The following is a 24,308-nucleotide window of genomic DNA, read 5'->3' as shown; positions in this document are numbered from 1 at the left end:
CGGCGTCACCGTCCCGGTCGGACACCCGCACTGCGGGCGCGTCCGGCACCGAACGCGCGCGCGGTCACCGACCCGCCGGGTGTGGTCCCGTCCACGCCGATCGGCGATCCGTTCACCGGCGACCCACCGCTGTCGGCCTCGGCAGCCAGTGCGCGCCGGGCGATCTCGCCGTCCGAACCGAACTTCACGAGCAGCGCCAGCAGAGCGCTGCGATGCTCGGCGTCGATCGGCGTGCCCGCCTGTCCGTCTCGTGCTCCGAGGTACGAGGCGGCCCGCGCGGCGTCGATCACCTCCGCGATGGACGGGCTCTTGCGCAACGGGAGATCGCGAAGCCGCCGGGCGAGGTCGACCACCTCGCCGATGATCGTCTCCTCGACGTCGGGGGCGCGGACCGCGACGATGTCCCGCTCGGTCTGCGGATCCGGATAGTCGACCTGGAAGTGCAGGCAGCGACGCTTGAGCGCCGGCGAGAGTTCACGAGTGTCGTTGGAGGTCAGGATGGCCCATGGCGACGACCGCGCCGTGAACGTCCCGAGTTCGGGGACCGTCACCTGGCGCTCGGCGAGGACCTCGAGCATTACCGCTTCCATCGCCTCGTCGGTGCGGTCGATCTCGTCGACGAGCAGGACCGTCGGCGAGGGCGACGTGATGGCCGCCATCAGTGGCCGGGCCACCAGGAAGTCCTCGGTGTAGACGCCGACCTCGGCGCGCGCCAGCGCCGAACTCGCGGCCGAGAGGGTCGTCTCGGCGGCGAGTTCCGCACTGATGCGATCGCGCAGCATCTGCACGTGGAGAAGCTGTCGTGCGTAATCCCATTCGTAGAGGGCACGCGACTCGTCGAGACCCTCGTAGCACTGCAGCCGTACCAGCTCGCGCCCCGATGCCGACGCCAGCGCCTTCGCCAGCTCCGTCTTGCCGACCCCGGCCGGCCCCTCCAGCAGGAGGGGCCGGTCGAGGAGCGTCGCGAGATGGACGACGACCGCGAGTTCCGGACCGATCAGGTATCCCTGCTCACCCAACGCCTCGGTCAGCTCCTCCACGGACGGGAAGGAACGGCTGTCCGGGGTGATGTCCCGGGTGATGTCCTCGGCGGTTTCCCGAGGTGCGCACACGTGCGTCATCAGATGTCGGACTCCTTGTCGGCCTACGGTTCTCGGAACAGTCAGGATCTCGGATCAGGCGGGCGAGCGGGCGGATCAGTAGCTGCCGGTGAAGGCGTGCGCCACCATCGGGATCAGCGACTCGACGGTGCTCTCCCGTGGGTTGCCCGGCGTGCACCAGTCGTCCATCATGTGCTCGGCGATGGCGCGGATCTGCTTGTCCGAGGTGTCCATGGTCTCGCCGCGGCCCTCGTACTTGCCGGTGTTCATCCGGTTCTTGTCGTAGCTGCTCGTCGACAGCTGACCGAAGTTGTCGGGGATGCCGAGGTCTTTGCCCAAGCGGATGGCCTCCTCGACGGCGGCGTCGGCGGCCTGGACCGTCGTCATCTTCGATGTGTCGACACCGAGCAGCGCGGCGATCTCGGCGTAACGCTCGTAGCGAGACGGCAGGTTGTACTCCCAGACGCGGGGAAGGGCGATGGCGTTGTTCAGCCCGTGATGGCTGTCATAGAACGCGCTCACCGCATGCGACAGCGAGTGCACGAGACCGAGGCCGCCGGAGTTGAACGCCTGCGCGGAGATGTACTGCGCGTACATCATCCCGGTGCGGGCCGCCAGGTTTCGCGGGTCGTACACGGCGGTGCGCAGATGGTCGCGGATCAGCTCGATCGAGTACTTGGCATTGCCCAGCGAGGGTGCGAAGTCCAGACGCGACACGTAGGGCTCGCTCGCGTGCGCGAGCACGTCGAAACCGCAGAAGGCGGTGAAGTGCTCGGGGCACGTGTAGTAGAGCAGCGGGTCGTCCATCGCCAGGTCGACGAGGCAGGTGTCGTCGAAGGCCACCCATTTGTGCGGCTTGTTCATATCCGAGGTATCGGTGATGACGTAGGCCCAGGAGGTCTCCGAGCCGGTGCCGGCCGTCGTCGAGACCGCGATGTGCTTGGGGTTCTCCTTGTTGGTGGCCTTGGAGAAGCCCTCGAACTCGTTGATGTTGCGGCCGTCGTGGGCGATGACCATACGTGCACCCTTGGCGGCGTCGTGGCTGGAGCCGCCACCGACCGAGATGATGCCGTCGCACTTCTCCGACTGGTAGAGGGCCGCGGCGTCCATGCAGTTGTAGTCCTTGGGGTTGGACTCCACCTGGTCGTAGAGCACCACGTCGACACCCTGGTACTCGATCTTGCCGATCAGCTCCTCGATGATCCCGGAGCCGCGTAGACCCGTCGTCATCAGGAGCGCGCGGGTCATGCCCAGGTCCTTGGCCTCGACACCGAGCATGTCGTGCGCGCCGACACCCAGCTTCGCCTTCGGGAACGGGTGGAACTCCTTGATCGGGAAGTCCCAGATCTGGTTCAGCTCAATGGCCATGGTGGTGAACTCCTTGTGACGGTTGGTCTGTCACAACGAGAATGTCGTCCAGATCACAACCGGGACAAGGGGTCCTGCCCGTCCTCGACCACAGTGCACCCGGCCGGACGGGCCGGTACCTGTCCGATCGGACAGGGTTCAGTCGCGCACGCGCTCGATCTCACCGCCGAGACTGCGCAGGATCTCCACGAAGTGCGGGTACCCGCGGTCAATGTGCTCGACGTCGTGCACTTCGGTCACCCCGTCGGCGACGAGCCCGGCCAGCACGAGGCCGGCGCCCGCCCGGATGTCCGAACACCAGACCGGCGCACTCGACAGGCGGTCGATCCCGCGGATGACGGCGTGGTGGCCGTCGGTCCGCGCATCCGCACCGAGACGGACCATCTCCTCGACGAAGCGGAACCGGGCCTCGAAGACGTTCTCCGTGATCACCGACATGCCGTCGGAGATGGCGGCGAGGCCGATCGCCATCGGCTGCAGATCGGTGGGGAATCCGGGAAACGGCAGCGTCGAGACGTTGACGGCGGTGGGCCGGCGGTCGTGCCGGACCCGGAAGCCGTCGTCGAAGGTGTCGACCACCGCGCCGGTGTCGCCCAGTTTGTTCAGAACCAGCTGCAGGTGCTCGGGTTTCACGCCGCGCACGGTCACGTCACCGCGCGTCATGGCGGCCGCAATCCCCCAGGTGGCACCGACGATGCGGTCTCCGACCACCCGGTGTGTCGTCGGATGCAGCCGGTCCACACCGACGACGGTCAGCGTCGAGGTGCCGGCGCCGTCGATCTGTGCGCCCATCTGCTGCAGCATCACGCACAGGTCGACGATCTCCGGCTCGCGGGCGGCGTTGTCGATGGTGGTCTGTCCCTCGGCGAGCACGGCGGCCATGAGGATGTTCTCGGTCGCCCCCACCGACGGGAACTCCAGCGCGATCGGTGCGCCGACCAACGTGTCGGCCTCGGCCACCACGCAGCCGTGCTCGATCGAGCTGGTGGCGCCCAGGGCACGCAGACCCGCCTGGTGCATGTCGAGCGGCCGCGACCCGATCGCGTCTCCGCCGGGCAGCGCCACGACGGCTCGGTGACAACGCGCCATCAGCGGGCCGAGGACACAGACCGAGGCGCGGAACTGCCGGACCGCCGCGAAGTCGGCGTGGAACTTCGGCTCCGCCGGCGCCGTGATGGTGACCGTCTCGCCGTCCATGTCGACGACCGCACCGAGACCGCGGAGAACGTCCGCCATCAGCGGGACATCGGCGATCTCGGGTGCGTTGGTCAGCACGGTCGTCCCCTCGGCGAGGAGGGCCGCGGCCATGAGTTTCAGGACGCTGTTCTTCGCGCCCCCCACTGCCACCTCGCCGGACAGACGCGCTCCCCCGGACACCAGAAACCGATCGCTCACGACTGCCACCTTAACCGTCCGGGGTCACCGGCCCACCGGCCAGTACGTCCTCCGACCGTGCGTCCGATCCCGTGGGTCGGCGCAGTACATTCGACGCATGGCGGTACACCTGACGAGGATCTACACCCGAACGGGCGACGACGGCTCCACCGGGCTGAGCGACTTCTCCCGGGTGCCCAAAACCGATCCGCGTGTCGTCGCCTACGCCGACTGTGACGAGGCGAACGCCGTCATCGGTCTCGCCCTGGCACTCGGGGGTGACGTCCCCGACGACCTCCGGGAAGTGCTCACGACCGTCCAGAACGACCTCTTCGACGCCGGCGCCGACCTCTCCACGCCGGTCGTCGACGACCCCGAGTACCCACCGCTGCGCATCGCGCAGGATTACATCGATGCCCTCGAGCGCTGGTGCGACTCCTTCGGTGCCGATCTGCCCGCACTGGACTCGTTCATCCTGCCGGGCGGCACACCGCTGGCTGCCCTGCTGCATCAGGCACGTACGGTGACCAGACGGGCCGAGCGCTCGGCGTGGGCAGCGGTCGCCGCCCACCCCGACGACACCAGCGTGCTGCCCGCGAAATACCTGAACCGGTTGTCGGATCTGCTGTTCATCCTGTCGCGGGTGGCGAACCGCACTCGCCCCGCCGCGGGAGGCGGCCAGCAGGGCGCGAACTCGCCCGGCGACGTCAAGTGGGTTCCGGGCGGCAACCGGCAACGGCCCCCGGCGAAGCCGGTCCATCAAGACCCGGCGAAGACGGGCGGGAAAGCCCCGGCGCAGCCGGATTCCTAGGCGCTGCGGCGCCGCTGCGATCTCGCGGACTGCCGGGATTCGAGCCAGGACTGGAACGCGGTCACCGCACCCGGGCCCATCGCCAGTTCGTAGTCGTCCTCGGCGCGGCCGGCGGTCTGCACCTGCAGGATGAGCATGCCGTCGAGGATATCCGTCTCGGTGCCCTCGGGGGCGCGACGACCGGAGATCTCCATGCCCTGTCGTGCGAACGTCACGTTCGGCCCCGGTTTCAGCGACGTGAGCCGGTAGTAGCGCAGAGAGTCGTCGCTGTAGTGCACGGTGCCGTGACGCCATCCCTGGTCGACGCCGGCCGGCACCGTGCGCAGCAGGACCGGAGTACCCGCGCGTCGGAGTTGCGCCAGACGCAGCGCCAGGAAGCCACACAACAGGAGCGCCACCGCCAGCAGCACACTGAGCATCACGAACGCCAGCGACATCACCTACTCCTTCGTGCAGTCACCGCGGATAGGCGAAGCGTCGAACCCGGTAGGGCTCCAGACGGCTTGGGCTGCATACACGCGGGACAGGGGGCTGTGGAACAAGCATGCCAGAACGTGCACATGAGACGCCAAACGACCTCGGCAGGCCATCGGAGAATTCCGATGGCCGGCCGAGGTCGGTCGTTGACCCGAACCGCTCGCGCGGCTCGCTCTACCGGGAAAGGTGTTGTGCCGCAGTCAGACGCGCGTGAGCACGGTGGTACTCGGGCGAATCCGGCTCCGCCTCGTCGAGCGCGGTCTTCTCCGCGTTGACGTCGACGTCGTCGGCCCAGTCGGCCGACTCCGCCAGCACCGTGACGGCCTCGCCGGTGACGGAGAGGAACCCGCCCTCGACCGCTGCCGCACGACGGTTGCCGTTCTCCTCGACGATGACCACGAAACCACCCGGGACCAACTGGCCCAGGAGCGGCTCGTGGTTGGCCAGGACACCCAGCTCACCGACGGTGGTCTGCGCGATCACGAACGTGGCCTCTCCCGAGTACAGGCTCGAATCCGCGGAGACAACCTCGACGTGGAAGGACTTCTCAGCCATGGCGAACCGCTACTTTCCGCTGATCTTGGCGGCGGCGGCCTCCACGTCGTCGAGTCCACCGCAGCTGTTGAACGCCTGCTCGGGCAGGTGGTCGAACTCGCCCTTGGCGACACGGTCGAAGGCCTCGATGGTGTCGGCGAGCGGGACGACCGAGCCCTTCTGGCCGGTGAACTTCTCGGCGACGAGGAAGTTCTGGCCGAGGAACTTCTGGATACGGCGCGCACGCTGCACCGTGACCTTGTCCTCTTCGGAGAGCTCGTCCATACCGAGGATGGCGATGATGTCCTGCAGTTCCTTGTACTTCTGCAGGATGCGCTTGACCTCGTTGGCGACACGGAAGTGCTCGTCGCCGACGATCGACGCCTCGAGGATGCGCGAGGTCGAGGTCAGCGGGTCCACGGCGGGGTAGATACCCAGCTGCGAGATCGGACGCGAGAGCTCGGTGGTCGCGTCGAGGTGCGCGAACGTCGTGGCCGGTGCCGGGTCGGTGTAGTCGTCGGCGGGGACGTAGATCGCCTGCAGCGAGGTGATCGAACGGCCCTTGGTCGAGGTGATGCGCTCCTGGAGCTCACCCATCTCGTCGGCCAGGGTCGGCTGGTAACCCACCGCGGACGGCATACGGCCGAGGAGGGTCGAGACCTCCGAGCCCGCCTGCGTGAAGCGGAAGATGTTGTCGATGAAGAGCAGCACGTCCTGGTGCTTCACATCGCGGAAGTACTCCGCCATGGTCAGCGCCGACAGCGCCACGCGCATACGCGTGCCCGGCGGCTCGTCCATCTGACCGAACACCAACGCGGTGTCCTGGAGAACGCCCATCTCCTCCATCTCGAGGTGGAGGTCGGTGCCCTCACGGGTGCGCTCACCGACGCCGGCGAACACCGAGGTGCCGGAGAACTCACGCGCGATACGCGTGATCATCTCCTGGATGAGGACGGTCTTGCCGACGCCCGCACCACCGAACAGACCGATCTTGCCGCCCTTGACGTACGGGGTCAGCAGGTCGATGACCTTGATGCCGGTCTCGAGGATCTCGGTCTTGCCCTCGAGCTCGTCGAAGGCCGGCGGCTTGCGGTGGATGCTCCACTGCTCGCCGTCGCGACCCAGGCCCGGGCTGTCGAGGCAGTCACCGAGGGCGTTGAACACATGGCCCTTGACGACATCACCGACCGGCACGACGATCGACTTGCCGGTGTCGGACACGGCCGCGCCGCGGACCAGGCCGTCGGTCGGCTGCATCGAGATCGTGCGCACCAGGTTGTCACCGAGGTGCTGCGCGACCTCGAGGGTCAGGGTCTTGGCGACCGAGGAGAGAGCGACCTCGGCGTGCAGGGCGTTGAACAGTTCAGGAATCGAGCCCCGCGGGAACTCGACGTCGACCACGGGGCCGATGATGCGGACGACCCGCCCGTCGGCGGAACCCGCCGACTGCGCGGAGGGGGTTTCTACTGCTGCGGTCATGGTGCTTGGGTCACTTCCTCTTTATCGAAGTATGGGTTCTCGTCGATCCGGACTCGGCTGGCGCGCACGCTAGTTCGCCAGTGCGCTCGAGCCGCCGACGATCTCGCTGATTTCCTGGGTGATCTGGGCCTGGCGGAGCTGGTTGGCCTCGCGCGACAACGACTTGGACAGTTCTTCGGCGTTGTCCGTCGCGGCCTTCATCGCGGTGCGGCGCGCGGCCGACTCCGATGCCGACGAATCCAGCAGCGCCGCGTAGACCCGCGTCGCCACGTACTTCGGCAGCAGCGCGTCGAGCAGGGCGTCGGCCCCGGGTTCGAAGGTGTAGTTGCGCGACGGCGTGTCGTCGGACGAATCCTCGTCGTGCGACACGACCAGCGGGGCGATCCGCCGGACCTCGGGCACCTGCGCCAGCATCGACTGGAACCGCGTGTAGACCAGGTGCAGCTCGTCGACACCCTCGAGGGTGCCGTCTCCTTCTGGGCGCTCGACCTCGGTGCCCGATCCTGCCTGGAAGAGGTCCACCAGGAAGCTGGTCGCCGTCGCCGCGTCCGAGTACTGCGGTGACTCCGAGAAGCCCGTCCACGAGTCCGAGATCTCCAGACCCCGGAAGCTGAAGAACCCGACACCCTTGCGACCCATGACGAACAGGACCGCTTCCTTGCCTTCGTCGCGCAGGAGCGCGATGAGTTCGCGGGTCGCCTTGAGCACGTTCGCGTTGTAACCACCGCACATACCGCGGTCGCTGGTCACGACCAGGATCGCGGCGCGCTTCGGGTTCTCCCGCTCGTTGAGCAGCGGGTTGTCCAGCGATCCCGAGTTGCTCGCCAGCTCCGAGAGCACGGCGGTCATCTCGTGCGAGTACGGCTTGGCCGCCGCCACCCGTCCCTGTGCCTTGGTGATACGCGAGGTCGCGATCAGTTCCTGAGCCTTGGTGATCTTCTTGGTCGACTGGACCGACCGGATGCGTGAGCGCAGCTCACGAATGCTGGCCATGAGCCCTCACCCCTTCCTTTTCGCGATGTCCGTTGACGTCTGAGATCACTTGCGGATCTTGATCTCTTCGTTCTCGACGTTGTCGGCATCCATCGCCTCGGCCTCGGCCTCGTTGACGACGCGACGGCCGTCGTGGGTGAGGTAGCCGTTCTTGAACTTGTTGGTCTCGGCGATCAGGGCCTCGGCCTGGTCGTCGCTGAGCACCTTGCCGCCGGCGATCGAGTCGTAGACACCGGTCGCGTTGTGGTGCAGGTGGCTCAGCAGCTGGGTCTCGAAGTTGCGCACGTCGTCGACCGGGACCGAGTCGTAGTGGCCCTCACCGCAGAGGTAGATCGAGACGATCTGATCCTCGACCGAGAAGGGGCTGTACTGGTCCTGCTTCAGCATCTCGACCCAGCGGGCACCGCGCTCGAGCTGCGCCTTCGAGGCGTCGTCGAGGTCGGAGGCGAAGGCCGAGAAGGCCTCCAGCTCACGGAACTGGGCCAGCTCCAGACGCAGCGATCCCGAGACCTTCTTGAGGCCCTTGGTCTGGGCGGCGCCACCGACGCGCGACACCGAGGTACCGACGTTGATGGCCGGTCGAACACCCTTGTTGAAGAGGTCCGACTCCAGGAAGACCTGGCCGTCGGTGATCGAGATGACGTTGGTCGGGATGAACGCCGAGACGTCGTTGGCCTTGGTCTCGATGATCGGCAGACCGGTCATCGAGCCGCCGCCGAGCTCGTCGGACAGCTTCGCACAACGCTCCAGCAGACGGGAGTGCAAGTAGAAGACGTCACCGGGGTATGCCTCGCGGCCCGGCGGACGACGCAGCAGCAGCGAGATGGCGCGGTAGGCCTCGGCCTGCTTGGTCAGGTCGTCGAACACGATGAGGACGTGCTTGCCCTGGTACATCCAGTGCTGGCCGATGGCCGAGCCGGTGTACGGGGCCAGCCACTTGAAGCCGGCCGAGTCCGAGGCGGGAGCCGCGACGATGGTGGTGTACTCCATCGCGCCCGCCTCTTCGAGGGCGGACTTGACGCCGGCGATGGTCGAACCCTTCTGACCGATCGCGACGTAGATGCAGCGAACCTGCTTGGTGGGGTCGCCGGTCTCCCAGTTGGCCTTCTGGTTCAGGATGGCGTCGATGCAGACCGCGGTCTTGCCGGTCTTACGGTCGCCGATGACGAGCTGACGCTGTCCGCGGCCGATGGCGGTCATGGCGTCGATGGCCTTGATGCCGGTGGCGAGGGACTCCTCGACCGGCTGGCGCTCGAGCACGGTGGCGGCCTGCAACTCGAGGACGCGCTGCTCGTCGGCTTCGATGTCGCCCTGGCCGTCGATCGGGGCACCCAGCGGGTTGATGACGCGTCCCAGGAACGCATCACCGACGGGGACGGAGAGCACGTCGCCGGTGCGGCTGACCTGCTGGCCTTCTTCCAGGGACTCGTAGTCACCCAGGATCACGGCGCCGATCTCGTCCTCGTCGAGGTTCAGTGCGACGCCGAGGACGCCGCCGGGGAACTCGAGGAGCTCGTTGGCCATTGCGCTCGGAAGGCCGCTGACGTGGGCGATGCCGTCCGAGGTATCGGTGATGATGCCGACCTCGTCACGCGACGCTTCGGCTTCGAACGACGAGACGTACTGCTCGATCGCTCCCTTGATCTCGTCTGGTGAGATCGTCAACTCCGCCATGGGTTCTCGTCTTTCCTTGATGTGGCTCTGAGTCTCGAAGGCTCTGAGCTCTGGGCTTCGTGGGTTCGGGTGTGTCGGGGTGGTCGTCAGCGCGGCAGCGTCTCGGCGGCCTTGGCCAGCCGTGTCGCGACATCGGCGTCGATGACCTCGTCGCCGACACTGATCCGGAGACCGCCGAGCAGTTCCGGGGCGATCTCGGTCTGCACCGAGATGGTCCGACCGTAGATTCCGCCGAGCACGCCCGACAGTCGATCGATCTGGGCATCGGACAGCGGTGAGGCGGACACCACGTGGGCGACCGACTCGCCGCGACGGGCGGCGGCCAGCTCGGCGAGCTGATCGACAGCGACGTCGGCGGCCTGGCCGTGCAGCAGGCGCACGGTCGAGGACAGCAGCGTCCAGGTGTGGGTGCCGACCTTGTCGCCGACCAGCTTCTTCAGCAGGTCGACGCGCTTGTCGGCGTCCTTGCCGTGGTCGGACAGCAGCGAGGACAGCTGCGGGTTGGCCTCGAGGACTCGGCTCACCCGGAAGAGCTCGTCCTCGACCTGCTCGATGACCCCGTCGCGTTCGGCGGCGGTGAGGACGATCAGGGAGTTCTGACGACGCAGACCGACGACGAAGTCGCTCGACGACGACCACCGCTGACTCGACGCGGTCGCGAGCACCTCGACGACGACCGGGGCGAGCTTGCCGTCGAACAGACGGTGCACCATGGCCTTCTTGCCCTCGGGGTTCTCGTCGTCCTCGACCAGGCGCTTGCGCAGCACCGGGTTCTCGCCGAGGAAGTTGATGGCCGCGGTGAGGTCACCCGAGGCGTCGGCCAGTGCCGAACCGTCGAGATCGATTGCCGCCGAATCGAAGTGCTCCGACACGGCGAGAGCGGCGTCGCGGCTGGCGGCACGCATCGCGTGCAGACCGACGAGCGAGGCGCTCGAGGGAACCGCGTTCGCCGAACCCGACGACATCTCCTGGAGTTCGTCGATGACCCGGTCGACGCTGGCCGCCTGGGCGGAGTCGTCGGCCAGGTGGTTGCGCACCAGCTCGCCGGCCTTGTCGACCGCGGTGAGTCCGAGATCGGTTCGCAGCTGACGAACGAGGTTGGCGCGCACCAGGGCGACCTGGTTGCGGCCGTGCTCGGAGATGCGCTTGACCTCGTGATCGGCCTGGGCGCGGATGTCGGAGGTGATCGCCTCGGCGTCGGCCGCGGCGTCCTTCTGCATCTGCTCCGCCTCGGCCTTGGCCTCGGCGACCGCCTTCTCGCGGGCCTGCTTGCCGTCGGCGACGCGCTTGGCAGCGGCCTCGCTCTCGGCGAGCTGCTGACGCACGGTCTCCTGTCGATCCCGCATCATCTTCGCCACCGGCGGCCGGACGTACTTCCACAGGAGGAAGATGATGACCGCGAAGCCGAAGAGCTGAGCGATGAAGATCGCGGGGTCGAACGCAGCACCGATGTCGTGCAGCCAGGTGCCGATGGGGCCCTGGTCGGATTCGGTCTCAGTGTTGGCAGCCATGATCAGTTCACCGCTCCGCTCGTCGATCGGGTATCGGAAAGAGTGGCCGAGTCGACACCGAGCACACGCGCCGCAAGCGTCTTGGCGAGTGCGTCCACATCAGCTGCAGCCGTCGAGGCGGCCTGCTCACCCTGCGTCGCCAGCTCGGAGCTGGTCGACTGCAGGGCGGCGTCGGCCTCGGCGGTCGCTCGCTGCTTCATCTCGTTCAGCTGTTCCCGCCCCTGGGCGCGAGCATCGTCGCGCTTGGCGGTGGCCTCACCGCGCGCTTCCTTGAGGAGCGAACGGAACTGGACGTCCGCATCCTCGAATTCGGCGGCGGCGGTCCGGTTGTCCTCCACGGTGCGGTGGATCATCGCGTCCCGCTCCTCGAGGACCTGCTGGATCGGCGGAACCACGAACTTGCGGATGACCAGCAGCAAAATCACGAAGATGAGCAGGACAACGAAGAACGTTCCATTCGGGAGCAGGAAGTTCTCTGCAGCAAGCGTCATTGTGGTGAGGTGTCGTTTCTACTCGGCGACAAAAGGGAGAGCGACGATCAGCCGGCGCTGATCGGGGTGGCGAACACGAAGAGCGCCATGAAGGCCAGGTTGATGAAGTAGGCCGCCTCGACCAGACCGACGGTGATGAAGAACGGGGTGAACAGGCGACCCTGTGCCTCGGGCTGGCGAGCGATACCGGCGATCAGCTGGCTACCGGCCAGACCGTTACCGATACCGGCACCGACGGCGCCACCGGCCATGATCAGGCCGCCACCGATGAGTGCGCCGAGGCCAATCATTGGATCCATTGTGATATTTCCCTTTCGTTGCTGACATCTGGTGTGTCAGGTCTGGAGTTGCGCCGACAGGTGCCGGAGCAGGTCGTCATGTTCGGTTGTGGGCGCGGCCGTGTCCGTCTCCGCGCGGTGCCCTGGTTCGGGCGGGTCAGTGATCCTCGGTCTCCATCGACTGCGAGAAGTAGAGGATCGTCAGCAGCGCGAAGATGAACGCCTGGATCAGACCGACGAAGAGCTCGAAGGACTTCCAGATCGCGTTGGGCGCCCACATGATGTACGGCGGGAAGAGTGCGATCAGGGCGACCATCATGCTGCCGGCGAAGACGTTGCCGAAGAGTCGCAGCGAGAGCGAGATCGGCTTGGTGAACTCCTCGATGACGTTGATCGGCGCGAGGAATGCGACGTGGCCCTTGATGATCCGCTTCGGGTGACCCAGCAGGCCGCGCTTCCGGAAGCCGGCGATCTGATACCAGACGAAGACGAAGAGCGCAAGGGCGTAGGCGAAGTTCACGTCCGCGGCCGGCGGCTTGAGGATCTCGTGGTGACCGACCTGGACCGGCAGGATGGACAGCCAGTTGGAGATCAGGATGAAGGTGAAGAGCGAGACCGCGAGCGGGAGAACGTAGGGGGCGATCTTCATGCCGATGGCACTCTCGACCTGCCCACGCATCTGGATGGTGATGGCCTCCCAGAACAGCTGCACACCCGACGGCACGCCGGTCGAGGTGACCTTCGACTTCAGGTAGAACGCCAGCGCGAGCATGATCGCCGCGGCCAGCGCCGTCGCGATGATGGTCTCCAGGTTGAAGGTCAGTCCGAACAGCTCGAATTTGGTGTAATGACCCACCTGAATGGCCGGTTCGCCATCCTCTGCGGCAAGGTTGAAGGCGGTCGTCATGGTTGGCTACGAAGTCCTTTCATCACCGGAATGACCGTGTTCAGCACCAAGACCACTTGGCCGATGGCGAGTCCGAACATCGCGCCCAACCCGTCGGGTTGGACCAGGAAAGCCGCCAGCAGCGCGAGCGCCGTGATGGCACCGAGTCGCATGGCGGAGTTGAGTGCAAGGGCGGTCTTGCGCGGGTTCTCGTCGGCGACCACGACGTCGACGGCACGTCGGACGAGGATCGCGTTGACGAAGATCCCGGCGACACCGAGAAGGAAGAACACCGCGAAGAGCGGATGTCCGACGGCGAGCGAGACGGCAGCCACCACCACGATGAACCCGCCCGCGATGAGCGCGGGGCGGCGGAGTCCGGTCGGCGCCTGGGGATAGACGGGGGCCGAATCAGGGGCAGATGCGGTCATGTCCCTCCTCAGCTCTCCTACTCCATACCGATGGCACGGATCACCCGCGTACGTGCAGCAGCACATGGCCGCTGGGCGTCAGCTCGCGTTTCGTTGTGACCCTACCAACACCGTTCTTGGTGTCTCACCGGGGGGTATTGCGTCGTGTGAGACAGAACCGGGGCTTTGTGTCCGGGTCTGCGCACATGTTGACTACTACGGGCGATAGTACACGATAATTTACGGTTTCCTTACCTTAGGCCGAGGTATCGCCCTCACGGAAATGACAGGGTCGCAGACGCCGGTCAGTGGTACGCCTTCGTCGACGTTCGCAGTTCGGCGAGGCGTCGATGCAGGCGCGGCGCCATCGTCACCAGCATCGCGACGACGAGGCCCGCACCGAAGGCCGGCGCGACGACCGACAGCGGGAACAGCGTGCTGGCCGCCGCCGAGAACGCGAGCACCCCGACCCACAGATAGATGATCAGCGCGACCCGGCGCTGCGAGTGCCCGAGTTCGAGCAGCCGGTGGTGCAGGTGCATCTTGTCCGGGGTGTAGAAACCGACGCCGGCCCGGGTCCGCCGGATCACCGCCAGCAGCATGTCGAGCATCGGGATGAAGACGACGGCGGCGACCAGGATCAGCGGGGACAGCAGCGTGAAGATGTCGGCCGGTCCGTAGGCGTTCACGGCGATACGGCCCGAGGCGCTCGTGGAGGCCGCGGCGAGCAGCAGACCGATCAGCATCGCACCCGAGTCACCCATGAAGATCCGTGCGGGCGAGAAGTTGTGCGGCAGGAATCCGAGGCACGCGCCGGCCAGTGCCACCGAGATGAGGGCCGGGGGGTAGTAGCTGACGTCGCCGCCCTGGTCGCGCAGCAGACCGAGCGAGAACATGCAGATCGCCGCCGCGGCGATGAGTCCCAATCCCGCGGCCAGACCGTCGAGGCCGTCGACGAAGTTGATCGCGTTGATCGTCGCGACCGTGATCGCGACCGTGAGGAGACCGGCCTGCAGCGGGTCGAGCACCAGCGTGCCGATGTCGGCGAACGGGATGTAGAGCTGCAGCCAGCTGATGCCGAGCAGCACCAGGACGCCGGCGGCGGTGAGCTGACCGACGAATTTGGTCAGCGCGTCCAGGCCCCACCGGTCGTCGACGACGCCGACGAGGACGATCACCGTGCCGGCGGCGATCACCGCCGTCATGTCCGTGGTGTAGGCGAAACCGCGATTGAGCGCGGGGAGGTTCGCGGCGAGCGCGATCCCGGCGACCACCCCACCGAACATCCCGAGCCCGCCGAGGCGAGGTGTCGGGATCACGTGCACGTCGCGGACCCGCGGCACGGCGACCGCGCCGGCGCGGATCGCGAAGACGCGGACCGCCGAGGTCAGGAGGTAGGTCATGGCCGCGGCCGTGAGCCCCACGAGCAGGAGCTCGCGCAGAGGAACGCCCGTCCCTCCCCCGTCCGCGGCGGCGGCGAGCAACACCGGTGCGGCACCGGTCATCGCGCCACCACCGGTGTCAGACGGGCAAGGGTCTCCGACATTGCGACCACGCTACCCGTAGGCCAGTGCGGCGATCTCGCGACGGATCCGCTGGTGTGTCTCACGGTCGCGCGTCGACATCGCGGCGGCCATCGCGTCGGCGACGATCGGATGCATCGCGGCGGTCATGCCGCGCTCGGTGGCCACCGGCGTACCGATCCGGATCGCCGATCCCTCGGAGACGGGGCGGGTGTCGAACGGGAGGACCGCCTTGTCGACGACGATCCCGGCCGCGCCGAGCCGGTGCTGCGCCTCCATCCCGGAGATGCCGAAGCCGCTGACGTCGACGACCGCGAGGTGGATGTCGGTGCCGCCGGACACCACCCGGGCGCCCCGAGAGGCCAGTTCCGTGGCGAGACCGCGGGCGTTGTCCACCGCACGACGGACGTAGCCGGCGAACTCGTCGGTACCGGATTCCGCGCAGGCGACCGCCTTCGCGGCGACGGCGTGCATCGCGGGACCGCCCTGCACGAACGGGAAGACCGCCTTGCGCAGGGCCTCGCCGTGTTCGGCTCGCGCGAGGATGACCCCGCCTCGCGGACCGCGGATCACCTTGTTGGTGGACAGGGTGACGATGTCGGCGTGCGGCACCGGCGAGGGCAGCAGGCCGGCCGCGATGTGCCCGGCGAGATGTGCGGCGTCGACCCAGAGGATGCACTCGGCCTCGTCGGCGATCCGGCGCAGGGTCGGGAAGTCGAACGTCCGCGAGTAGGACGCGGCGCCGGCGACGAGGATGCGGGGGCGGTGCACCAGCGCGAGATCCCTGACCTGGTCGTAGTCGACGAGTTCGTCGTCGCGGCGGACCTCGTAGTGCAACGGCGAGAACCATCGCCCGGAGAAGTTCGCCCGAGAACCGTGCGTCTGGTGGCCGCCGTGTTCGAGGCGCAGCGCGAGCACCGGGTCTCCGGGCTGGGCGAAGGCGGCATAGACGGCGAGGTTGGCCGCACTGCCCGACAGCGGCTGGACATTGACGTACGCGGCGCCGAACAGCGCACGGGCCCGGCCGACGGCGAGCTCCTCGAGCTCGTCGGCCACGTCACAACCGCCGTGGTAGCGCGCCCCAGGATACCCCTCCGCATACTTCGCGTCGAAGACCGACGCCATCGCGGCCCGCACGCCGGGAGTCGGATCGGTCTCGCTGGCGAGCAGCTGCACGGTGTCGCGGCGCCGTCCGACCTCGCGGCTCACCAGGGCGTCGACCGCGGCGTCGCCGGTCGGTGCGCCGCCCGCCTCGACGCCGGGTGGTCCGGACCTCGGCGCGTCGGGGCTCATCGCTCCGCGAGCAGTGCGGCCGGGTCCGTGTCGAGTACGTCGGCGACGGCGTCCGTCGGGACCGCGCCCTCGCGCAGGATGCGCGGACTCGGCCCGGAGACATCGACGATCGTCGACGCCTGCGCGGCCGGTGCCGGCCCACCGTCGAGATACACGGCGATCTCGTCGCCGAGTTGTTCGCGCGCCTCGTCGGCGGTGGTCGCCGGCGGACGTCCCGAGACGTTTGCGCTCGAGACCGCCATCGGCCCCACCTCGCGCAGCACGTCGATCGCGACCGGGTGCAGCGGCATCCGCAGCATGACGGTGCCGTCGGTGTCGCCGAGGTCCCACGCCAGCGAGGGTGCTTGTCGGACAACCAGACTCAGGCCGCCCGGCCAGAAGGCCTCGATCAGGTCGCGTGCGGGCTGCGGGACGGACAGGACCAGGCCGTCGATCGAGTGCCAGGAACCGACCAGGACCGGCACGGGCATGTCGCGTCCCCGGTGCTTGGCTGCGAGGAGCGCACCGACGGCGTCGGAATCGAAGGCGTCGCAACCGACTCCGTAGAGCGTGTCGGTGGGCATCACGATCAGCCGTCCGGCCTTCGCCGCCCCGACCGCCGCCCGAATCCCCGACGAGCGGTTCTGTGGATCGTTGCAGTCGAAAACAGTGCTCACGCGATCATCCTGCCATGCCGCGTCCGACGGACCCGGCCTGCCGTCGGCGCGCCATCACGAACCTCGGCCGGCCCGTGAGATCCGTGTGCCGGGTGACTTCCTCGAAGTCGCCGTGCGCGTGCAGGCACGACACGACGGCGTCGGCGGTCGTGTCGTCGTGTTCGATCCCGACGACGCCACCCGGCGTCAGCGTGCGGGCGATGACCGGCACCATCGGCACGATGACCGACATCCCGTCCGCGCCGCCGAAGACCGCGCGAGCCGGGTCGTGGGCGACCTCGGGTCCGACCACGGCGTCGAGCGGCACGTAGGGCGGGTTCGTGACCAGGACCGACACGCTGCCGGCCGGGATGGCTCCCGCGACCTGATCCGGATCGGTGACGTCCGCGGCGACGACGTCGACCCGTGACCCGACGGCCGGTGTCGCGTCGGCGACGTTGCGACGCAACCACACCAGCGCATCCTCGTCGGCCTCGATCGCCACGACCCGGGTCGCCGGACTCATCGCGGCGATGCCGATCGCCAGTGCCCCACTGCCGCTGCAGAAATCAGCCGCGAAATGCGATCCGGGGGTGGCGCGGAGTCGGTCGACCGCCCATTCGAGGAGGTACTCGGTCTCCGGCCGGGGGATGAACACCCCGGGGCCGACGGCCAGCTCGACGGGGCCGAAGGCGGCGGTCCCGATGATGTGCTGCAAGGGAATCCGCTGCGACCGCTGGTCGATCGCCGACCGGAACGCGCGGGCCGGCGCGTCGTCGATCGTGTCCACCAGCACCAGTCGGCCCGCATCGATCCCGAGCACGTGGGCCATCAGCCATTCGGCGTCACGGCGTGCGGAGTCGATCCCGGACGCGGCGAGACGGGCGGTCGCGGCACGCAGTTCGTCCGACAACGGGGTCGGCCTGCCGGTCACGACTCCTATTCCGCTTCCATGCGGGCCTGCCGGTCCGCGGCGACGAGCGCGTCGAGCAGGTTGTCCATGTCACCGGCGAGCACCGCGTCGAGATTGTTGGCCTTGTAACCGATGCGGTGATCGGTGATGCGGTTCTCGGGGAAGTTGTAGGTCCGGATCCGCTCGGACCGGTCCACGGTGCGGATCTGGGCCGCACGACCCTGCGCGGCGGCGGCCTCCGCCTCTTCCTCGGCTGCGGACTGCAGCCGGGCGGCGAGGACCTGCATCGCGCGCGCCTTGTTCTGCAACTGCGAACGTTCGTTCTGGCATGTGACGACGATTCCGGTGGGCAGGTGGGTGATGCGGACCGCCGAATCGGTGGTGTTCACGCCCTGGCCGCCCTTGCCGGACGAGCGGTAGACGTCGATACGCAGTTCCGATTCGTCGATCGTCACCTCGGCCACCTCTTCGGGCTCGGGGTAGATCAGCACCCCGGCCGCCGACGTGTGGATGCGGCCCTGCGACTCGGTGACCGGCACCCGCTGGACGCGATGCACACCGCCCTCGAACTTCAGTCGCGACCAGACCCCGTCGCGCACGGCCTCTTTCGACTTGATCGAGAAGGTGGCCTCTTTGTAGCCGCCGAGATCCGACTCGGTCACGCCGAGCACCTGCGCCTTCCAACCGTGCCGCTCGCAGTACTTGAGGTACATCCGGGCCAGGTCCGCCGCGAACAGTGCCGATTCCTCGCCGCCCGCACCGGATTTGATCTCCAGGACCACGTCGTCGGCGTCGTGGGGGTCGCGCGGGGCGAGCAGGTCGGTCAACGTCGCGTCGAGTTCCTCCACGGCCTCTTCGAGAGAGGGGATCTCGGCGGCGAACGACGCGTCATCGGCGGCCAGTTCACGTGCGGCCTCCAGATCCTCGCGTGCCGCCTTCAACCGGGTGTAGGTCGCCATGACCGGTGCGAGCTCGGCGAATCGCTTGCCGACGCGACGGGCCGCGGCGGGATCGTCGTGCAGGGCGGGATCGGCCAGTTGACGTTCGAGACCCGAGTGCTCGGCCAGGATGTCGTCGATGGCCGAGGGACTCTGCGTACTCATGAAGGCGACCTCACTTGTCGACCGGCGCCACAACGGATGATCGGCGAACCGGGAAGAACTCTGACCGGAAAACACAGCGACGCCCGTCCCGACATCGTCGGGCGGGCGTCGCAGCGTGGTCTACTTGGCGCGCTTGCCGTAGCGCTTCTCGAACCGGGCAACGCGGCCGCCGGTGTCGAGGATCTTCTGCTTGCCCGTGTAGAACGGGTGGCACTGCGAGCAGACCTCGACGTTGATCCGACCGTTGGCAGCGGTGCTGCGGGTCTCGAAGGTGTTGCCGCAGCCGCAGACGACGGTGGTCGTCGCGTACTCGGGGTGGATTCCCTGCTTCATGTCTGACTGTCCCTTTCTGAGGTCGCCGGGTCACCGTCGCTTGTCGACGGTGTGAACCGGAACCGGACTCGACCGATCAGTATGCCACGGGGGCATCACCCGGGAAAAATCCCGGTCACCGCGGTCGCAGGTGCCTCAACGGCAGGCCGCTCGGATCCATTCCCGCCACGGCCATCCGCACTCCACTGCACGTGACGCAGATCGCGATCCTCGTAAGGGTTGCCTAAGTGTAGTACCGTGGCGTCGCCCGCCCTGTCGGCGGCACACGCTCCCCCGCACCCCGTCCCCGAAGGAATCCTCGATGTACGACGCCGCCTCCACCGGCAGCAGCCTCACAGTCGACACCGCACGGACCTCCCCCGCCCGTCGTACCGGCAAGACGGCCCGATCGCAGTGGAACCGGCGCAATCCCTACCCGGCGACGGTCGTGCGGAACGAGCTCATCTCCGGTCCCGGATCGGCCAAGGAGGTCCGGCACCTCGAACTCGATCTCGGCGACAGCGGCATCACCTACGAGCCCGGCGACGGCATCGGCATCGCTCCGACGAACGATCCCGCGCTGGTCGATCTCCTGCTCGCCCGGCTGCGTGCGGTGGGCGACGAGATCATCGCCGACCGCAAGGCGACCTATACCCTGCGCGAGGCACTGACCAGCAGGTACGAGATCGGGGCGCCGTCGAAGTACCTCGTCCGGGTCGTCGCCGAACGCACCGGACACCCCGAACTCACCCGGCTTCTCGACGCCGGAGACCCGCAGGCACTCGACGCGTGGCTCCACGGACTCGACGTCCTCGATCTGCTGGATCTGGACCCGACCTTCACCCCGACTCCCGAGGAACTGCTCGAGGAGTTGAGTCCCCTCGCGCACCGCGAGTACTCGATCTCGTCGAGCCCGCTAGTCCACGGCGACACCGTCCACATCACGATGGCCACGGTGCGCTACCGCGTCGCCGACCGGGATCGCGGAGGTGTGTGCTCCACCCATCTGGCCGACCGCTGCGCGCCCGGCGCCACCGTGCCCGTCTTCATCTCCCCCAACAAGAAGTTCCGGCTGCCCGCCGACGACGTCTCGGCCGTCATGATCGGCCCGGGCACCGGCATCGCCCCGTTCCGCGGTTTCCTGCACGAGCGGGCCGCGGCCGGCGCACCCGGCGGCAACTGGCTGTTCTTCGGTGACCAGCATCGCGGCCACGACTACCTCTATGCCGAGGAGCTCGACCGGTTCGTCACCGACGGGCTTCTCGACCGGCTCGACCTCGCCTTCTCCCGCGATCAGGAACACAAGATCTACGTCCAGGACCGGATGTGCGAACACGGCGGTGAGCTGTTCGCGTGGCTCGAGGCCGGCGCGCATCTGTACGTGTGCGGCGACGCCACGACGATGGCCGACGACGTCGACGCGGCGCTGCACGAGATCGTCGCCGAACACGGTGGTCTCGAGCCCGACCAGGCCGCGGCGTACGTCGATCGCCTGCGCGCGGAGAATCGCTACTCACGCGACGTCTACTGAGATGACCCACTCCGCCGGGGACCATCCGCACGCCCGCAGCGATCTCGAGATCCTGCTGCGGACAGCCGGATTCGCGGACTCCTCGGTGAATCACGACGTCCCCGCGGTCGCCGCGCGCCTGCCCGGCCTGGCCCAGGTCGTCGGCGTGACCGTTGCCGGTCCGGTGATCATGAACGCGGTCGGAGTCCATGACCTCCCGACGACCGTGGGCGGTCCGCTTCGTGTCGACTCGCAGCAGATCGCACTGCGGCTCAACCCCTCTCGCTTGTCGTCGGCGTTGCTCAGCGATCCCGCCGCCCACGTTCCGCCGACCCTGCGACTGTTCGACCACCGCGGCAACACCGCTCACGCCACCTACCTGACGGAGAACTCCGACCGGCTGGCGTTCGAGGCGATGACCTGCACCGGCGCGGCCGCGGTCCTTGATGGGCCCTTCGTGGATTCGCCTGCGCCACAGTGCGTGGACCCGTCCGCCTCGATCGACGACGATCAGGTCGCACAATTCGACGCGGTACTCACCGACGGAGGTGTCGCCCGCCTGGCGGCCCTCCCCCATCTCGACTGCGCGCGTACCGTCCGCGTCGAGACACGTGCGGTGATCGCCGCACTCGAGCACGCAGCGGGACTGGGGATGACCGTGACCTTCGCGACGGCGGCGCCGGGATGCATCCAGATGCGCCAGGACCGTCTCGACGGAGCCCGCGAGCATCGGGGCCAGATGGTGCTGGCATCCGGCAGCGCCCGCGTGATGATCAACTTCGACCTCGTCGGCGAATGCTGGGTGACGTGGCCCCGCGGGGTGTGGGACCGCACGGGATCACTCGAGATCTACAGCCGCGGAGGCGAGTGCGCGCTGATCGTCACCCAGACCGGGGCCGTCGCACCGCCGTGTGCGCAGGCGTGGCAACACCTGGCGGCCGACCTCGCCGGCTGAGAGGACACCGCGCGAGTCGCGCAACCCCGTCCGTCTCCCACCGCTCCCCAATCCGAGAGAAGCGAACCCCCATCGCTCGCTGATCCGAAGAGACTACAAAACCCCTGCTCCCTGAGGTGCGAGAAGCGCAAGCCGCCGGGCCGAGCAAGCGACGAAGGAGCGCGTCGAGGTCGACGAGTCACGAAGGGCTGGCGAGACACGTTGCTACACCCTTCGTGGCTCGCTTCGCTCGCACCTCAGGGAGCATGAGGTTCAGATGCTCGCGAGTGTTGTGTCGTAGTCCACGACGGCCGCCAGGCCGCAGTTCCCGAGGAGCGAAAACGACGAGCCACGAAGGTCCGGTGACCTTCGTGGCTCGTTTGCAGTCGCAGAACTCAGTCGTCGTTGTTCCCGCCCGGCGCGGTCTTCTGCACCGTCATCAGGAACTCGATGTTCGTCTTGGTCTTCTTGAGCTGACTGATCAGCAGGTCGATGGCCTGCTGCGAGTCGAGACCCGAGAGCACGCGACGCAGCTTGTGCACGATGGAGAATTCCTCCGGCGACAGCAGCAGCTCGTCCTTACGAGTACTCGACAGGTTGACGTCCACCGCCGGGAACACCCGGCGCTCGGAGATCTTACGGTCGAGCTTGAGCTCGGCGTTGCCGGTGCCCTTGAACTCCTCGAAGATCACCGTGTCGCCGGTGGAGCCGGTCTCGACGAGCGCCGAGGCGATGATCGTCAGCGATCCGCCGTTCTCGATGTTGCGCGCCGCGCCGAGGAACCGCTTCGGCGGGTACAGCGCGGTCGAATCGACACCACCGGACAGGATCCGACCCGACGCGGGCGACGCGTTGTTGTACGCACGACCCAGACGGGTGATCGAGTCCAGCAGCACCACAACGTCTTTCCCGCTCTCGACGAGTCGCTTGGCGCGCTCGATCGCGAGCTCGGACACCGAGGTGTGGTCTGACGGCGGCCGATCGAAGGTCGAGGCGATGACCTCACCCCGCACCGAACGCTGCATGTCCGTGACCTCCTCGGGACGCTCGTCGACGAGGACGACCATGAGGTGGCATTCGGGATTGTTGGTCGCGATCGCGTTGGCGATGTCCTGCAGGATCGTCGTCTTACCGGCCTTCGGCGGCGACACGATCAGGGCGCGCTGCCCCTTGCCGATCGGCATGATCAGATCGATCACACGGGTGTCGAGTCGTTCGGGGGTGGTCTCCAGCCGCAGGCGCTGGTTCGGGTACAGCGGCGTGAGCTTGTTGAACTCGGGGCGACGCTTGGCCGTCTCGACGTCTCCGCCGTTGACGGTGTCCAGCCGCACCAGCGGGTTGAACTTCTGGCGCTGGTTCTGTTGGTCGCCCTCACGCGGCACCTTGACCGCACCGGTGATCGCGTCGCCGCGTCGAAGTCCGTTCTTGCGGACCAGGTTCATCGAGACGTAGACGTCGTTCGGACCGGCGAGGTACCCCGAGGTGCGCACGAAGGCGTAGTTGTCGAGCACGTCGAGGATGCCGGCGACGGGCTGCAACACGTCATCGTCGGACACCTGCGGCTCGTTCGGGGTGTCGCGATTCTGGCCGCGACGACGCTCACGGAACCGGCGACCCCGACGGCGACCGCCGCCCTCGCCGTCGTCGTCCTGACCCCCGTCGCGGTTCTGGCCCCCGTCACGATTCTGATTTCCGTCGCGGTTCTGGTTGCCGTCGCGGTTCTGGTTGCCGTCGCGGTTCTGCTTGTCGCGATTCTGGCCCCCGTCGCGATTCTGGTTGTCGCGGTTCTGGCCCGCGTCGCGATTCTGGTTGTCGCGGTTCTGGTTGCGGTTGCGGCGAGTGCGCTGGTCGTTGCCGTCGGAGTCACCCGCGGCCTCGCCCGAGCCGTCACGGCCGCGGCGTCGCTCGCGTCCCGCACCGGTCTCCGACGAGTCGGTCTCGGAAGCGCTGCCTCCCTTGGGTGCATCCCCGGCCTGGGCCTCGGACTTCGCCGCGTCGGCGCCGTTCCGCGAGCCGTCGGCCTGGGTGGCAGCCGGGTTGTTCGTTGGTCCCGAAGCGTCGGCGTTCGCGGTCTCGGTGGACGACGCCTCGGCCGGTGCGTCGGCGGCAGCGGCCTTGCGGCCGGCGCCGCGCTGGGTGCGCGCGCCGCTCCGGGGGGCGTCGTTCTTCTCGGTCGTGTCCGCCCCGGTCGCGGCCGGGGAGTCGCCGATGGTCAGCTGGTCGTCGTTCGTCGCCGGCTTCGACGTGCCGGCCTTCGACCGGGCGGGAGCGCTCTTCGCGGCCGGGGCGTCGCCACCCGCTTGGCGCTCCTTGATCGCGGCGATCAGATCGCCCTTGCGCATCCCGGAGGTGCCCTTGATGCCGAGTTCACCGGCGACCGTCCGCAGTTCGCTGAGCACCATGCCGGACAGGCCGGTTCGTGCACGTGTCTTGGTGGCCGGTCGTCCCGAGTCGGGGCCGGCCGAACCCGCGGATTCCTGCTCGGCAGGTGCGGTGATCAGGTCCGTATCGGTCACGGAAGTCCTTTCGTTCCTCCCGCAGACGAGAACTGCGTGAGGTCTACGTTTCCCTGCTTCTGTGCGCTAGGGAGTCCGTCCGCGGTGGACGGTGAGAATGTGTGGTCCGCTGCGAGCGTGCCCGGAAACACCTGCGCTTCGGCACCGTCGACAGAGATCCATGACCCCGGCCCGGATACACAG

General features: G+C 67.8%; 23 protein-coding genes. 3 read left to right on the top strand and 20 right to left on the bottom strand.

What is annotated here, in order from left to right; translation table 11 throughout:
• Positions 1-5 precede the first annotated feature (5 nt).
• The 3 genes from A9310_RS24855 to murA all read right to left on the bottom strand — a co-directional run bounded on the left by A9310_RS24855 (position 6) and on the right by murA (position 3,863).
• On the bottom strand, positions 6-1,121 hold the full coding sequence (locus tag A9310_RS24855) for a MoxR family ATPase (protein WP_065632848.1): 1,116 nt from the start codon (positions 1,119-1,121) through the stop codon (positions 6-8).
• 75 nt (positions 1,122-1,196) lie between these two features.
• Complete coding sequence (gene mdo, locus A9310_RS24850; protein ID WP_004021262.1) at positions 1,197-2,468, bottom strand: NDMA-dependent methanol dehydrogenase; 1,272 nt, start codon at positions 2,466-2,468, stop codon at positions 1,197-1,199.
• 138 nt (positions 2,469-2,606) lie between these two features.
• On the bottom strand, positions 2,607-3,863 hold the full coding sequence (murA, locus tag A9310_RS24845; RefSeq protein WP_058252773.1) for a UDP-N-acetylglucosamine 1-carboxyvinyltransferase: 1,257 nt from the start codon (positions 3,861-3,863) through the stop codon (positions 2,607-2,609).
• A 97-nt stretch (positions 3,864-3,960) separates the two neighbouring features.
• Here murA and A9310_RS24840 point away from each other — a divergent pair, with 97 nt between their 5' ends.
• Positions 3,961-4,653, top strand: a complete 693-nt coding sequence (locus A9310_RS24840; protein WP_065632847.1) for a cob(I)yrinic acid a,c-diamide adenosyltransferase — start codon at positions 3,961-3,963, stop codon at positions 4,651-4,653.
• Here A9310_RS24840 and A9310_RS24835 read toward each other — a convergent pair.
• From A9310_RS24835 to rpmE, 16 genes are all read right to left on the bottom strand, one after another.
• Positions 4,650-5,090: a DUF2550 domain-containing protein gene (locus A9310_RS24835; RefSeq protein WP_065632846.1), complete on the bottom strand. Its 441-nt coding sequence runs from the start codon at positions 5,088-5,090 to the stop codon at positions 4,650-4,652. The two genes, A9310_RS24840 and A9310_RS24835, sit on opposite strands and share 4 nt — an antisense overlap.
• 214 nt (positions 5,091-5,304) lie before the next feature.
• Complete coding sequence (locus A9310_RS24830) at positions 5,305-5,685, bottom strand: F0F1 ATP synthase subunit epsilon (protein ID WP_055474987.1); 381 nt, start codon at positions 5,683-5,685, stop codon at positions 5,305-5,307.
• Positions 5,686-5,694: 9 nt separating this feature from the next.
• Positions 5,695-7,143 (bottom strand): F0F1 ATP synthase subunit beta, encoded by a 1,449-nt coding sequence (gene atpD / locus A9310_RS24825; RefSeq protein WP_010842985.1) that lies wholly within the window; start codon positions 7,141-7,143, stop codon positions 5,695-5,697.
• Between the two features lie 69 nt (positions 7,144-7,212).
• Complete coding sequence (locus A9310_RS24820) at positions 7,213-8,136, bottom strand: F0F1 ATP synthase subunit gamma (RefSeq protein ID WP_065632845.1); 924 nt, start codon at positions 8,134-8,136, stop codon at positions 7,213-7,215.
• 45 nt (positions 8,137-8,181) lie between these two features.
• Positions 8,182-9,810 carry a F0F1 ATP synthase subunit alpha gene (atpA, locus tag A9310_RS24815; RefSeq protein ID WP_055474989.1) on the bottom strand — a complete coding sequence of 543 codons (1,629 nt, stop codon included), beginning with the start codon at positions 9,808-9,810 and terminating at the stop codon, positions 8,182-8,184.
• An 86-nt stretch (positions 9,811-9,896) separates the two neighbouring features.
• Positions 9,897-11,321, bottom strand: coding sequence for a F0F1 ATP synthase subunit B/delta (locus A9310_RS24810; protein WP_065632844.1), 1,425 nt, complete (start codon positions 11,319-11,321; stop codon positions 9,897-9,899).
• A gap of 2 nt (positions 11,322-11,323) precedes the next feature.
• Positions 11,324-11,812 carry a F0F1 ATP synthase subunit B gene (locus A9310_RS24805; protein WP_055474991.1) on the bottom strand — a complete coding sequence of 163 codons (489 nt, stop codon included), beginning with the start codon at positions 11,810-11,812 and terminating at the stop codon, positions 11,324-11,326.
• A 47-nt stretch (positions 11,813-11,859) separates the two neighbouring features.
• Positions 11,860-12,111 carry a F0F1 ATP synthase subunit C gene (locus A9310_RS24800; RefSeq protein ID WP_004021252.1) on the bottom strand — a complete coding sequence of 84 codons (252 nt, stop codon included), beginning with the start codon at positions 12,109-12,111 and terminating at the stop codon, positions 11,860-11,862.
• 136 nt (positions 12,112-12,247) lie between these two features.
• Positions 12,248-12,997: a F0F1 ATP synthase subunit A gene (gene atpB / locus A9310_RS24795; protein ID WP_055474992.1), complete on the bottom strand. Its 750-nt coding sequence runs from the start codon at positions 12,995-12,997 to the stop codon at positions 12,248-12,250.
• Positions 12,994-13,407, bottom strand: a complete 414-nt coding sequence (locus A9310_RS24790) for a hypothetical protein (RefSeq protein ID WP_004021250.1) — start codon at positions 13,405-13,407, stop codon at positions 12,994-12,996. Before A9310_RS24790 ends, atpB begins: the two co-directional genes overlap by 4 nt.
• A 284-nt stretch (positions 13,408-13,691) precedes the next feature.
• Positions 13,692-14,891, bottom strand: a complete 1,200-nt coding sequence (locus A9310_RS24785) for a glycosyltransferase family 4 protein (RefSeq protein WP_055474993.1) — start codon at positions 14,889-14,891, stop codon at positions 13,692-13,694.
• Positions 14,892-14,942: 51 nt separating this feature from the next.
• The gene (gene glyA / locus A9310_RS24780; RefSeq protein ID WP_083207522.1) at positions 14,943-16,202 is read right to left on the bottom strand and encodes a serine hydroxymethyltransferase; all 1,260 of its coding nucleotides are present in this window, start codon (positions 16,200-16,202) and stop codon (positions 14,943-14,945) included.
• Positions 16,199-16,858 carry an L-threonylcarbamoyladenylate synthase gene (locus A9310_RS24775; protein WP_065632843.1) on the bottom strand — a complete coding sequence of 220 codons (660 nt, stop codon included), beginning with the start codon at positions 16,856-16,858 and terminating at the stop codon, positions 16,199-16,201. Before A9310_RS24775 ends, glyA begins: the two co-directional genes overlap by 4 nt.
• Positions 16,859-16,862: 4 nt before the next feature.
• Entirely contained in the window at positions 16,863-17,771 is a 909-nt protein-coding gene (locus tag A9310_RS24770) for a HemK/PrmC family methyltransferase (protein ID WP_065632842.1), read from the bottom strand.
• A gap of 5 nt (positions 17,772-17,776) precedes the next feature.
• The gene (prfA, locus tag A9310_RS24765; RefSeq protein WP_055474996.1) at positions 17,777-18,853 is read right to left on the bottom strand and encodes a peptide chain release factor 1; all 1,077 of its coding nucleotides are present in this window, start codon (positions 18,851-18,853) and stop codon (positions 17,777-17,779) included.
• Between the two features lie 120 nt (positions 18,854-18,973).
• The gene (rpmE, locus tag A9310_RS24760; protein ID WP_010842972.1) at positions 18,974-19,186 is read right to left on the bottom strand and encodes a 50S ribosomal protein L31; all 213 of its coding nucleotides are present in this window, start codon (positions 19,184-19,186) and stop codon (positions 18,974-18,976) included.
• A gap of 301 nt (positions 19,187-19,487) precedes the next feature.
• On the opposite strand from rpmE, the gene A9310_RS24755 reads away from it, so the two are divergent.
• Both A9310_RS24755 and A9310_RS24750 read left to right on the top strand, forming a co-directional pair.
• Positions 19,488-20,696, top strand: a complete 1,209-nt coding sequence (locus A9310_RS24755) for a sulfite reductase subunit alpha (protein WP_065632841.1) — start codon at positions 19,488-19,490, stop codon at positions 20,694-20,696.
• Between the two features lies 1 nt (position 20,697).
• A complete protein-coding gene (locus tag A9310_RS24750) occupies positions 20,698-21,630 on the top strand; it encodes a heme transporter (RefSeq protein WP_065632840.1) in 933 nt (310 codons plus the stop codon).
• Between the two features lie 374 nt (positions 21,631-22,004).
• On the opposite strand, the gene rho is transcribed toward A9310_RS24750, so the two are convergent.
• On the bottom strand, positions 22,005-24,125 hold the full coding sequence (gene rho, locus A9310_RS24745) for a transcription termination factor Rho (protein WP_065632839.1): 2,121 nt from the start codon (positions 24,123-24,125) through the stop codon (positions 22,005-22,007).
• Between the last annotated feature and the right edge of the window lie 183 nt (positions 24,126-24,308).

Origin of the sequence: Gordonia sp. UCD-TK1, from assembly GCF_001691435.1 — a bacterium.
Taxonomy (GTDB): domain Bacteria; phylum Actinomycetota; class Actinomycetes; order Mycobacteriales; family Mycobacteriaceae; genus Gordonia; species Gordonia hongkongensis.
This window is presented reverse-complemented; position numbering and strand designations above follow the sequence as displayed.

What these genes read in the sequence shown, in the direction of transcription:
- A9310_RS24855 (WP_065632848.1), bottom strand. Translation starts at nt 1,121, where the DNA reads ATGACGCACGTGTGCGCACCTCGGGAAACCGCCGAGGACATCACCCGG.
- mdo (WP_004021262.1), bottom strand. Translation starts at nt 2,468, where the DNA reads ATGGCCATTGAGCTGAACCAGATCTGGGACTTCCCGATCAAGGAGTTC.
- A9310_RS24840 (WP_065632847.1), top strand. Translation starts at nt 3,961, where the DNA reads ATGGCGGTACACCTGACGAGGATCTACACCCGAACGGGCGACGACGGC.
- A9310_RS24835 (WP_065632846.1), bottom strand. Translation starts at nt 5,090, where the DNA reads ATGTCGCTGGCGTTCGTGATGCTCAGTGTGCTGCTGGCGGTGGCGCTC.
- A9310_RS24830 (WP_055474987.1), bottom strand. Translation starts at nt 5,685, where the DNA reads ATGGCTGAGAAGTCCTTCCACGTCGAGGTTGTCTCCGCGGATTCGAGC.
- atpD (WP_010842985.1), bottom strand. Translation starts at nt 7,143, where the DNA reads ATGACCGCAGCAGTAGAAACCCCCTCCGCGCAGTCGGCGGGTTCCGCC.
- A9310_RS24820 (WP_065632845.1), bottom strand. Translation starts at nt 8,136, where the DNA reads ATGGCCAGCATTCGTGAGCTGCGCTCACGCATCCGGTCGGTCCAGTCG.
- atpA (WP_055474989.1), bottom strand. Translation starts at nt 9,810, where the DNA reads ATGGCGGAGTTGACGATCTCACCAGACGAGATCAAGGGAGCGATCGAG.
- A9310_RS24810 (WP_065632844.1), bottom strand. Translation starts at nt 11,321, where the DNA reads ATGGCTGCCAACACTGAGACCGAATCCGACCAGGGCCCCATCGGCACC.
- A9310_RS24805 (WP_055474991.1), bottom strand. Translation starts at nt 11,812, where the DNA reads ATGACGCTTGCTGCAGAGAACTTCCTGCTCCCGAATGGAACGTTCTTC.
- A9310_RS24800 (WP_004021252.1), bottom strand. Translation starts at nt 12,111, where the DNA reads ATGGATCCAATGATTGGCCTCGGCGCACTCATCGGTGGCGGCCTGATC.
- atpB (WP_055474992.1), bottom strand. Translation starts at nt 12,997, where the DNA reads ATGACGACCGCCTTCAACCTTGCCGCAGAGGATGGCGAACCGGCCATT.
- A9310_RS24790 (WP_004021250.1), bottom strand. Translation starts at nt 13,407, where the DNA reads ATGACCGCATCTGCCCCTGATTCGGCCCCCGTCTATCCCCAGGCGCCG.
- A9310_RS24785 (WP_055474993.1), bottom strand. Translation starts at nt 14,891, where the DNA reads ATGACCGGTGCCGCACCGGTGTTGCTCGCCGCCGCCGCGGACGGGGGA.
- glyA (WP_083207522.1), bottom strand. Translation starts at nt 16,202, where the DNA reads ATGAGCCCCGACGCGCCGAGGTCCGGACCACCCGGCGTCGAGGCGGGC.
- prfA (WP_055474996.1), bottom strand. Translation starts at nt 18,853, where the DNA reads ATGAGTACGCAGAGTCCCTCGGCCATCGACGACATCCTGGCCGAGCAC.
- rpmE (WP_010842972.1), bottom strand. Translation starts at nt 19,186, where the DNA reads ATGAAGCAGGGAATCCACCCCGAGTACGCGACGACCACCGTCGTCTGC.
- A9310_RS24755 (WP_065632841.1), top strand. Translation starts at nt 19,488, where the DNA reads ATGTACGACGCCGCCTCCACCGGCAGCAGCCTCACAGTCGACACCGCA.
- A9310_RS24750 (WP_065632840.1), top strand. Translation starts at nt 20,698, where the DNA reads ATGACCCACTCCGCCGGGGACCATCCGCACGCCCGCAGCGATCTCGAG.